Source organism: Rhizobium sp. CRRU65 (genome assembly GCF_048551595.1).
Lineage (GTDB): Bacteria > Pseudomonadota > Alphaproteobacteria > Rhizobiales > Rhizobiaceae > Rhizobium > Rhizobium leguminosarum_J.
Genome location: NZ_JBLYZH010000011.1, coordinates 241,652 through 252,029, shown reverse-complemented (window position 1 = coordinate 252,029; position 10,378 = coordinate 241,652). Strand labels below are relative to the sequence as shown.

At 58.7% G+C, this 10,378-nt stretch carries 7 protein-coding genes and 1 tRNA gene; 6 read left to right on the top strand and 2 right to left on the bottom strand.

Translation table 11 applies throughout. The features are described 5' to 3' along the window. Nucleotides 1-223 precede the first annotated feature (223 nt). Nucleotides 224-1,465, bottom strand: a complete 1,242-nt coding sequence (locus ACM5SV_RS22660) for an ROK family transcriptional regulator (protein ID WP_222015911.1) — start codon at nucleotides 1,463-1,465, stop codon at nucleotides 224-226. Nucleotides 1,466-1,692: 227 nt separating this feature from the next. Between ACM5SV_RS22660 and xylF the strand changes: the two genes are divergently transcribed. The 6 genes from xylF to ACM5SV_RS22630 all read left to right on the top strand — a co-directional run bounded on the left by xylF (nucleotide 1,693) and on the right by ACM5SV_RS22630 (nucleotide 7,864). Continuing rightward, nucleotides 1,693-2,733 (top strand): D-xylose ABC transporter substrate-binding protein, encoded by a 1,041-nt coding sequence (gene xylF / locus ACM5SV_RS22655; protein ID WP_003542055.1) that lies wholly within the window; start codon nucleotides 1,693-1,695, stop codon nucleotides 2,731-2,733. Nucleotides 2,734-2,996: 263 nt separating this feature from the next. After that, nucleotides 2,997-4,310 (top strand): sugar ABC transporter permease, encoded by a 1,314-nt coding sequence (locus ACM5SV_RS22650; protein ID WP_012758585.1) that lies wholly within the window; start codon nucleotides 2,997-2,999, stop codon nucleotides 4,308-4,310. A gap of 14 nt (nucleotides 4,311-4,324) precedes the next feature. Continuing rightward, nucleotides 4,325-5,107 carry an ATP-binding cassette domain-containing protein gene (locus ACM5SV_RS22645; protein WP_003561812.1) on the top strand — a complete coding sequence of 261 codons (783 nt, stop codon included), beginning with the start codon at nucleotides 4,325-4,327 and terminating at the stop codon, nucleotides 5,105-5,107. Between the two features lie 205 nt (nucleotides 5,108-5,312). Then, nucleotides 5,313-5,389: transfer RNA gene (locus tag ACM5SV_RS22640), tRNA-Arg, on the top strand. Between the two features lie 748 nt (nucleotides 5,390-6,137). Continuing rightward, on the top strand, nucleotides 6,138-6,635 hold the full coding sequence (locus ACM5SV_RS22635) for a hypothetical protein (RefSeq protein ID WP_419425420.1): 498 nt from the start codon (nucleotides 6,138-6,140) through the stop codon (nucleotides 6,633-6,635). A gap of 125 nt (nucleotides 6,636-6,760) precedes the next feature. Continuing rightward, nucleotides 6,761-7,864 carry a hypothetical protein gene (locus ACM5SV_RS22630; protein ID WP_419425419.1) on the top strand — a complete coding sequence of 368 codons (1,104 nt, stop codon included), beginning with the start codon at nucleotides 6,761-6,763 and terminating at the stop codon, nucleotides 7,862-7,864. A gap of 829 nt (nucleotides 7,865-8,693) precedes the next feature. On the opposite strand, the gene ACM5SV_RS22625 is transcribed toward ACM5SV_RS22630, so the two are convergent. Then, nucleotides 8,694-10,376, bottom strand: coding sequence for a response regulator receiver domain (locus tag ACM5SV_RS22625; RefSeq protein WP_128408683.1), 1,683 nt, complete (start codon nucleotides 10,374-10,376; stop codon nucleotides 8,694-8,696). Nucleotides 10,377-10,378: the final 2 nt, after the last annotated feature.

The following is a 10,378-nucleotide window of genomic DNA, read 5'->3' as shown; positions in this document are numbered from 1 at the left end:
AGCGGCTTGTCCGCCCCAGCGCCCTGCAACCCCGACCAGCCGGCGCAGGGGCGGACACTGGTCTACAAGGGGGAGAACTGTAACCCATCTATCCGGTTCAATCTGTTACCCATCTATCGGCTGGACACAGGCCAGAGGGGGGGCTGGCACGGCACACCCCTCAAAGTCGTATACTACCTAGCCCCCTGCTGCTGCAATCACCACACCTCGGCTGAAAGAAACCTCAATCCGTCTCTTGAATGCTTGCCGATCCCTGAACGCCCGAGAGAACGATATCCTCGTCGATGACAGACAGCGCCCGGTTCAGATGTCCTTCGAAGACGAGGATCTGCTCGTCGGCCACCACCCTGATCTCGGGCATGCCCTCCATGCGCACGATATGCGATTGGCCGAGACCCTCTTCGATCCCGTGCCGAAGCAGGTCGTAATAACGCGTGCCCGGGCCGGTGATGGCGATCGGCATGCGCTCCGTCAGGCTCAGCATGCGCGACAGCCCGTTGCCGAGCGCCAGTCCCGCCTGGCGGAAGGCGAAGGCGGGGACGCGGTGGCCCTGGCGCGCCTTTGCGGCGATCTTGTCCAGCTCCGCCACCGGCACGAACTTTGCCGGGATCGTATCGAGCGGCACCTCGAAGGCGCTGCGCAGGATCGCGTAGAAACCGGCATAGGCCTCGATGCAGCCGCGGGTACCGCAGCGGCAGAGCCCGCCATTGGCCATGTGCAGCATGTGCCCGAAATTGGGCGCCGATATCTCCTGGCCCGTCTGGTTCCCGCGCCTGACGATGCCGAGCCCGACGCTATGGCCGAGCGAAAGGGCGGCGAGCGAGCGGAAATCGGCGCCCTTCACCATCTCCTCACGCGCGCCGAGTGCCGCCGCGACCAGCAGCGTCTCGTTATCGAGGATCACCTTGGCCTGCCATTCCGGCCGGAGTGCTGATTCGAAATCGATCTGCTCGCTGCCGAAGATCGGCGACCAGACGAGAACCGGTTCGGTGGAATTGACCAGCCCCTTGCTGCTGATCGAGATCAGCAGCACCTTTTCTTGGCTGATCTTCGAGCGATCGAGAATGCGCAAAAGCCCGGCCCGCACCGCCGCGACAAAACGGACGGCGCCTGCCGGATCATGCGAACGTTCCTCGCTGAAGCGGTCGATCAGCTTGCCGCCATAATCGACCAGCGAATATTGCACCGCATCCGAGGAGATGATGACGACGATGAGATAGCCGCAATCGCGCCGCTGGCGCAGCAGCACGCGCGGCCGGCCGCGGCCGCTTGCCGGTTGCTGTTCCGATTTTTCGATGATCTGGGCTTTTTCCAGCTCAGTGGTGATCGCCGAGATGGTGGCCGATGACAGCCCGGTGGAATCGGATATTTCGGTATGCGCAAGCGCACCGTGGCGGCGCAGCATGGACAGCACGAGCACGCTGTTTCTCTGCCGGACCAGCTCCGTGCTCGACTTGGTCAGCATGAATGCCGCCCTCTCCTCCTGCTTGCTCTTCCCATGGTTTCCACTGCATCTCCAGCCGATGTTTCGCAAGGAAATTAAGCTGGCAGTGCAGTGTTGACAGTTGAAAAAATCTCTGACACTAAATTTCTCGACTGTCGAGAAAAAAATCCGAACCTTTCTCGACAGCTATTCGCGGTGGCCGGAGGAAGCATGGGCTGGGCCGGTCGCAATCCACTCGGGAGGACATTATGAAGTCTATTTTGAAATTGATGGCAGGTGCTGCCATCCTCGTTTCCGTGCATACCGCTGCCATGGCTGCCGATCTCGTCGTCGGTGTTTCCTGGTCGAATTTCCAGGAAGAACGCTGGAAGACGGACGAAGCCGCCATCAAGAAGGCTCTCGAAGCCAAGGGCGCCAAGTATATTTCCGCTGACGCGCAGTCTTCTGCCGCAAAGCAGCTTACCGACGTCGAATCGCTGATCTCCCAGGGCGCCAACGCGCTGATCATTCTCGCCCAGGATTCCGATGCGATCGGCCCGGCCATCGAGAAGGCCGCCGCTGAAGGCATCCCCGTCGTCGGCTACGACCGCCTGATCGAAAACCCGGCTGCCTTCTACATTACCTTCGACAACAAGGAAGTCGGCCGACTGCAGGCTGAAGGCGTTTTCAAGGCCAAGCCGGAAGGCAATTACGTCTTCATCAAGGGCTCGTCTTCCGATCCGAATGCCGACTTCCTGTTCTCGGGCCAGCAGGAAGTCCTGAAGGCCGCCATCGACGCCGGCAAGATCAAGAATGTCGGCGAAGCCTATACCGACGGCTGGCTGCCGGAGAACGCTCAGCGCAACATGGAGCAGTTCCTGACCGCCAACAACAACAAGGTTGACGCCGTCGTCGCCTCGAATGACGGCACCGCCGGTGGCGCGATCGCTGCTCTCGACGCACAGGGCCTCGCCGGCTCCGTTCCGGTTTCCGGCCAGGACGGTGACAAGGCGGCCCTCAACCGCATCGCTCTCGGCACGCAGACGGTTTCCGTCTGGAAGGACAGCCGCGAACTCGGCCAGCGCGCCGCTGAAATCGCTCTCGACCTCGCCGGCGGCAAGGACATGAGCAAGATCGACGGCGCCCAGGCTTTCAAGGGCGGCCCCAAGGGCGTCGAAATGCAGTCGGTCTTCCTGAAGCCGCTTGCGATCACCAAGGACAATCTGAACGTCGTCATCGACGCCGGCTGGATCTCCAAGGCGGAAGCGTGCCAGGGCGTCAAGGCCGACAGCGTCGCTGCCTGCAAGTAAGCCAAGGGCTGTGAACTGAAATCGGCGCCGCAGCGAAACACCGTTGCGGCGCCGGATGCGGATGAGAATTCCAACGACGAAGTTTTCTCCGCCTCGCCGCACCATCGCGGGTTTTCATTCCCTGCCGGAAGGGTGTCGCGACGCCACGCGACCGGCTTCCGGAAGCATCGCGATGGTGAGTTGAAGAACAGATGCATGACGCCGATGGCAGCCTCTAGCACGCCGGCGCGTCCGTCCAAACAAAGTGGGGGAACGGCAAACCCATGGCCGAAATGGTAAAATCCACAACATCAAGCGGACCGCGAGCGGCGGAAGCCAGTCCGGTGACCCGCTTTTTCCGCGCCACCGAGATCGACACGCGTCTGCTCGGCATGATCGGCGCGCTGATCATCATCTGGATCGGCTTCCACATCATCACCGGCGGCCTCTTCCTGACTCCGCGCAATCTCTGGAACCTCTCGGTCCAGACGACCGACATCGCCGTCATGACGACGGGCATGGTGCTGATCATCGTCACCCGCAACATCGACCTTTCGGTCGGTTCCGTGCTCGGCCTCTGCGGCATGATCATGGGCGTGACGCAGGCCAAGATCCTGCCGGAATATATCGGTTTCGACAGCCCCTTCACCTGGGCGATCACGCTGCTGGTCGGATTGGCGGCAGGCTGCCTGATCGGCGCCTTCCAGGGCATCATCATCGCCTTCCTCAACGTTCCCTCCTTCATCGTCACGCTCGGCGGCCTGCTCGTCTGGCGCGGCGCCACCTGGCTCGTCACCAGCGGCCAGACGGTTGCGCCGATGGACCAGACCTTCCGCATCATGGGCGGCGGTGCCGAAGGCTCGATCGGCGCCACCTGGAGCTGGATTGTCGGCATCTGCGCCTGCCTCTTCGTCATCGCCAGCATCGTCGGCTCGCGCCGGCAGCGCCGGCGCTTCGGTTTCCCCCGCCGGCCGATGTGGGCTGAATATTTCCTCGCCATCCTGAGCTGCGTGCTCATCCTCGGCGCGGTCTGGATCGCCAACAGCTATTACTGGCCGATCAACATCGCCAAGAAATATGCCGAGACCAACAATATTCCCTGGCCCGAGACCGGCCTGGATATCCCCTACGGTATCGCCGTGCCGGTGCTGATCGCCATCGTCGTCGGCATCATCATGACCTTCATCGCGACAAGGCTGCGCTTCGGCCGCTACGTCTTCGCAATCGGCGGCAACCCCGAAGCGGCCGAGCTCGCCGGCATCAAGACCCGCTGGGTCACCGTGCGCATCTTCGCGCTGATGGGCATTCTCGCAGCCATAGCAGCGGCGATCTCCACCGCCCGCCTCAATGCCGCGACCAACTCGCAGGGTACGCTCGACGAGCTCTACACCATCGCCGCCGCCGTCATTGGCGGAACGTCGCTGGCAGGCGGCACCGGCACCATCGCCGGCGCCATGCTCGGCGCGCTCGTCATGCAGTCGCTGCAGTCGGGCATGGTGCTCGCGCATGTCGATACGCCGCTGCAGAGCGTCGTCGTCGGCACCGTCCTTGTCGTGGCGGTCTGGCTCGACACCGTCTACCGCGCCCGTGCCAAGTGAGAGGAGCCCCAGACATGGCTGATCAACGCACTCCCCTCGTGGAACTGAAAAACATCTCGATCTCCTTCGGCGGCATTCACGCCGTGGACAATGCCTCGGTCGATCTCTACCCCGGCGAAGTGGTCGCCTTGCTCGGCCATAACGGCGCCGGCAAGTCGACGCTCATCAAGATCCTCTCCGGCGCCTACAAGCGTGACGGCGGCGAGATCCTGATCAACGGCGAGCCTGCCGACATCCGCAATCCGCGCGATGCCAAGAAATACGGCATCGAGACGATCTACCAGACGCTGGCCGTTGCCGACAATGTCGACGCCGCCGCCAACCTCTATCTCGGCCGCGAGCTGAAGACGCGCTGGGGCACGCTCGACGACGTCGCGATGGAAGCCTCGGCCCGCGAGGTGATGGGGCGGCTCAACCCCAACTTCAAGCGCTTCAAGGAGCCGGTGAAGGCGCTTTCGGGCGGCCAGCGGCAATCGGTGGCGATCGCCCGTGCGATCCTCTTCAACGCCCGCATCCTGATCATGGACGAGCCGACGGCGGCCCTTGGCCCCCAGGAGACGGCGCAGGTCGGCGAGCTGATCAAGCAACTGAAGAAGGAAGGCATCGGCATCTTCCTCATCAGCCACGACATCCACGACGTCTTCGACCTCGCCGACCGCGTCTCGGTGATGAAGAACGGCCAGGTCGTCGGCCACGCCCGCACCGAGGATGTGACCAAGGACGAGGTCCTCGGCATGATCATCCTCGGCAAGGTACCGTCAAAGGCCATCCCCGGCCCCGGCGCCATGCAGATCTGACCGCCACAAAGCGACAGCTCGCGACAAACACACTCCGCCGCCCGCAAGGCCGGCGGAGATTTTTGTAAGCATTCCCCGGGCCGACGGATAAAAACACCCTTCAAAGCGCAAGCACCCGTATTTCTGAGAATTTCGCGATTGAAGCCAGCCGCAAGCTAGGCTAAGAACCACCCATCGGACAGGCGATTCAAACCGCCTTAGGCATGCACCCGTAGCTCAGCTGGATAGAGTGTTGGATTCCGATTCCAAAGGTCACAGGTTCGAATCCTGTCGGGTGCGCCACAAACACATTGAAATTATTGAAATATTTCCCTTTACTTAGTGGATCCGCGTAGGTTCGCGCCTGAGAGCTTTGGTCTTGCAGTTTCTCCGCGATAGAAATGAGCCTGACTTCTCAGCATACTTCCTGGCGGCAATCCTGAGTAATTGTGAGAGATCGGACGAGATGGTGGCTGCGGCACTTGCGAGAAGTGTGGCACCTGCGGCGCTACGAGCGGCTGCTCCTGATTCTTGGAGAATCATGGAGCTGCACTGTCGCTGTCGCGTCCAACCAAATGCGAGCGACCGCTCAACTAAACTGGATTGTCCAACCTAGTTGAGCGGGACGTTCTCTGTACTTTGATGACGAAACCAACCTAATAGTGGCCAAATAGCGTTGAATCTGGCCAACTGAGACGTCGAAAGTGGCCAACCGTCCTGGAGCCTCGTCTGCATGGTTTTCTAGCCGGAGTGAGAGGTTGCTAGGGCTGGGATAGACACTGCCACCGCGGAACAAATCACTCTGTTTGGGTTGCGAACGTTGGTGATCCTTGGAGGCGTCACCTTGGGATTTTTCGGCCTCTATGCTTAGCCCCAGGTTGCGCGAGCTGATCAATCTCTGCGGACACAATGTGTCGGGGAAGTTCGAGCATTCCTTTTCGGGAATGCTTTACCGTCTTCACAACTATACGCATCGATCGTGATGGCAAATACAACCATTTAGTTACCCTTGCCTGGTAGGTCAAACGCACCGAAACACAGGCAGGCCATTATGCTCAGAACACTTTTGCTTCCCGAATTGTCTCCAATTCTCGAAACGCCGCACGGCATTTACGCGACCGATGAGGAAGTCGCCGCGGCCAACCGGATGATCACGCAGCTTGAGGCTAGTTTGTTGGCTGCACCCGAGGAAACCTTTGATATCTACTGGATACACTGCGGCCACGATAGCATCACCTGGGGTGGCATCGAGTCTGGAGTAACGGAATACAAAGGTCCGCCGCCCCCGAATGCGTGGATCGACTTTGATGATGTAGGCTGCGGCAAGATGTGGGATGCAACCCCTCGCGAGTTGCACAGGCTGATGTTCAGCGTTCCCCACAGTCAAGCTATCAGGACGCACCTCTTGTTTGCCCTCTTATGGGAGAGCGACCGTGTCAAGAACGGTGAGCGCGAACGCGTCCATGACCCGTGCATCAGCAATAACCTGATTGATGTTGTGGATGGCATCGAAGAAAGCTGCCGGATGATCGAGACCCGAGAAGAGTAACCTTCGAAGGGGCATTCGAGATGTGACTTCAAAGTCACGAACGGCGACTGAGCATCCGTAATCTGTGCCGCGAGGCAGAATGCAGATCGATTGCACCGTTACACGAAACAAATGGGGTAGTTCCAATGTATCTTGAACTTGTTGAGGTTGCGAACGATCTTGAGGAGTATGGGCTGATCGACGCCGAACGCCGCCGCCAACTTATCGCGTACTTCTGGGAAAAACAGCAGGATTACAGCGCTGATGATGCGGTATACTATGCCTTGCAACAATCAATGTGCGACGTAATCCGCGTCGTTGGAAGCCACGGCTTCGACGAGGAGCATATTACAGCCAACTTGACTGGGAGTCTTACGGCAAACCTCAGTTGGTTTGCGAGAACCTATCGCAGATGGGAGGGACAGGAGACACTTCCGCATTTCCAGTGGGTTCATCAGACCAAACATAGCGAAGCCCGGTCAGGAATCGACTTGGGGATACTCGCCAGAATCCCCGGTGGTGATGCCGTCAGGGCTTGGCGCTTGCTCGTCGTACAGGCAAAACTGGGCGAGCCGGACGCCCTGAAGATCTCCGTCGATCACATCACCAACAGCACGAGGAAAGTTCCGCTAACCCCGGCCGCGTTGCAAATTTTCAGAGCCGCGGCACACGCAACTGGGGATTTTGTACTTACCAAAGAGTTATATGATACGCACACTGCTGCGTGCGTGCCGTTCGAGACCGGGGATGTGCGATATCAGTTGGAAGCCATATTGCGCACCGATCTACGCGGGCGGAAGCTTGCCAATTCGAACCGTAACTGGTGCTTCTACGCAGGCTGGTTCCCGGCTAGTTTACCTCTAGCTGTCGATGTCCGTACGCTGGCTGGGGATTGCGTCGCCCGCTTTAACGATCGCCCAAGGGAACATTGGTTTAAAAAAGACGCCTTAGATTTCACAAACTTGATGCATGAGACGATATTCGCCGAGGAAACTCCATACGGCCTTGTTCTTTCTGAGGAACAAGTCGGTGAGGTGGTGGATGACTTGCTTGTGACGGCGCCGGACATTCGGTTGCTATTGGCATCAGCCGACGGTGAGCTAGATTACAACTTGGGCACAAAGAAGCGCTTGCTTGTTTCGGGCTCACTCATACCGCTGCAGTTGGTTCATCCGACTGTGGCACCACCAACCGTCTCTACCACAATCGATCCTTCAGATTCCTCAACCGATACAACGCTGGGCTATTGAGCCGTCCCTGTCCAATTCCGGGCAGTTGACGAAAGCATTCATGGGGGAGACCCTTGTTGGGAAAGTCTACGAAGGGAGAAGCTATGAGTGACGCAATAAGTGGTGATGCCCTCACCAAGGAATTAAACGCTAGGATCGAAACTCGGGTCTTATCGAGAAAAGAGATTAGAGATACAGCCGCTATTGACGAGAGGAAAAGGCCCTCCGACCTGCAAACCCGAATGTTATCTGCGAAGGGAAAGGTTGCAGGCGTTCAAGGAGCTGCCAGCGCGGGAGACTACGTTGTTGAAGTTCGAATCCTTGCGCGGTGTCACTCCGGTAATTCGCAAGATCTTTTTGAAGCTGGATTTCAGAAACGTCTCAACGAGGAAGTGAAACGGCAATTGCGTGCGATAGCTGAACGATACCCTGACCAGCTTCTACGGATCGCTGTCTGAGCGGATCGCTTTGATCGACGTACACAACTTAGGAGATAGCCAGTTCTCGGTCCGATATCGGTTTCAGACTGGCAAGAAGGCATACGACGGTGCGGCGATCGTGACGATGGCAAGACGCGGTGGTCACGACTTTGTCCAGGCTATCCGCGCAGAGAATGGCTGTTAGGAAACGTGTTGCCACCTCGGCGTTGGAACCGATTCCAGCCCATGAAGTGGCATTTGTCGATCAGTGTGCAGGCAGCTTGCGACTTGCGACTTGCGACGAGAAACACATCACCACTCTGCGGTCGCGCATGCAAGGTTCCTCGCGTTCAGAGCGATGGATGGCATTGAAAGGCCGTCCCTCAAGACTGAGATATCTTCATGAAGAGTTCAAGATCCCTGCATCAGTCCTATTCCGCTCCGTCCGCCTTCAGCCGGAGCCACTCAGCTTCGATAACCCCTACCCGAGCCAGCGAAGTACCAAGATCATGGGCAATGCGTTGAGCGTGACCTGGCTTGAGCTGGGCAACCCACTCGCAAGATCTCACCTTGCCTTTCAGCAGGAATTGGGTGTCGACCTTTTCCGCCATTACCATCTGCTCCGCGCCAGCCGTGAACTCCTCCATCCAGAGTTGATCTCGCGGTTTTCCGTAGCTGAAAAGTTCTACAAAGCCCTCGTTGCCGGGAAGTTCAATCACCACGCCCTTCGATTGCCCCTTCCCGGCAACGGACTTCAGTTCCCAAAATGGAAATCGGTAAGACGTGCCGCTGGTCAGGCGTACGCAGTCGCAGAGGGGCATCAGGCAGACGGCGTACCGCGGCTCTTCTTTTGCGCCGACGGTCACGGAATATCTGACGATCGTCCCGAACTCCAGGTAGCGCTCGCCGCCATATTGAGTACGAACCACGTAGAGCGCTGCGAGCCGTTCCGTCGCATTCGTCTTGTCCGCGTCAAATTCCTGATGGAGTTTGCGGATCGCTTTGTTGTCGAGCTTCACATCGTTCCGGATGGCGACTGCGCCCTCCTTGAGAAGCCGCTTGGGGTACACACCCGCTGGAGTTGGTTTGCTATCCTTCCCCGTCCAGGCTGTCTTGATATTCATGGCGTCGATTGCACTATTTGCCATGGCGGTCGCTTCGGTAGAAGAAGGGCTGTTGTCGAGCATTACCGCAAGGGCCTCTTCCGCAAGCAGTTCAGGGATCTGCTCGAAGGCGTCGTCGGCGGGCCACACCAGACCACGCTGCGTCAGAAACGCTCCGTCCATGTCGGAGCGAAACTTGTCCAGTATCTTCTTTGTGTTGGTGCGGACACTGGCCAGTCCGTGTAGGGCAATGGATGGCAGTATCCCTTCGTGCATCTTCGCGAACTCTTTGATGATGCGCTCCGCAAGGTTGGATTCCGCTACTTCCGCTACAGTGGCCTGATCGGTGGGCCGCCCCGTCGTCGGCTTGCCGAGGACTATGATCCGCGACGATCCGGCGTTGATGTCATATTCACCATCCGCGCGGGCATCGAGTTTTTTGTCTTTCAGATGGTCGAAAACCCGCTGCGCGACATGCTTGAGATTCTGCGTCGAAGTGTAGATCGCGCAAAGCCGGACGTGATGCGGAACGGTGGTTTGCGCAGACGCGACAAGCCCCGCGATGAGATCGACAACCTTCGTTCCAGGCTCCTTGTGGAATTCCCAGTCGAGGATGACCACGTCGGCGCGCTCGCAAAGCTTGAAAAGATCAGATTGGGGATCGGTCTTGAAGTCCTTTTCCGGTTCGTAGAGCGCGCATACCATCCGCTCTCTGGCAAACGACTCAACGAGATGTTTCGGATGATACATCGCGCCCGTATCCGTCTGCGCGGCGATCGAAGCCTCGGTGGCAGCGACTTTGTTCGCGGGCACTTCGATTATTTCTACTTCAGGCTCCACGGGCTTCCGATAGATTTTCATGGCAGCCGCAGCGGGAACCACTTCCGTCTTGGCCGTCTCCGCTTTGACTGCCTGCGCAGGAACACGCATGTATATCTCATCGTCGACGAAGACGACGCTTTGTAGGTACTTCTTCGCCGCAGAAAGCGCGAACTCCTGAGCTCTCGTCACTT

Bases quoted from the DNA above. Each gene is read 5' to 3' on its own strand.
- ACM5SV_RS22660 (WP_222015911.1), bottom strand. From the start codon at position 1,465: ATGCTGACCAAGTCGAGCACGGAGCTGGTCCGGCAGAGAAACAGCGTG.
- xylF (WP_003542055.1), top strand. From the start codon at position 1,693: ATGAAGTCTATTTTGAAATTGATGGCAGGTGCTGCCATCCTCGTTTCC.
- ACM5SV_RS22650 (WP_012758585.1), top strand. From the start codon at position 2,997: ATGGCCGAAATGGTAAAATCCACAACATCAAGCGGACCGCGAGCGGCG.
- ACM5SV_RS22645 (WP_003561812.1), top strand. From the start codon at position 4,325: ATGGCTGATCAACGCACTCCCCTCGTGGAACTGAAAAACATCTCGATC.
- ACM5SV_RS22635 (WP_419425420.1), top strand. From the start codon at position 6,138: ATGCTCAGAACACTTTTGCTTCCCGAATTGTCTCCAATTCTCGAAACG.
- ACM5SV_RS22630 (WP_419425419.1), top strand. From the start codon at position 6,761: ATGTATCTTGAACTTGTTGAGGTTGCGAACGATCTTGAGGAGTATGGG.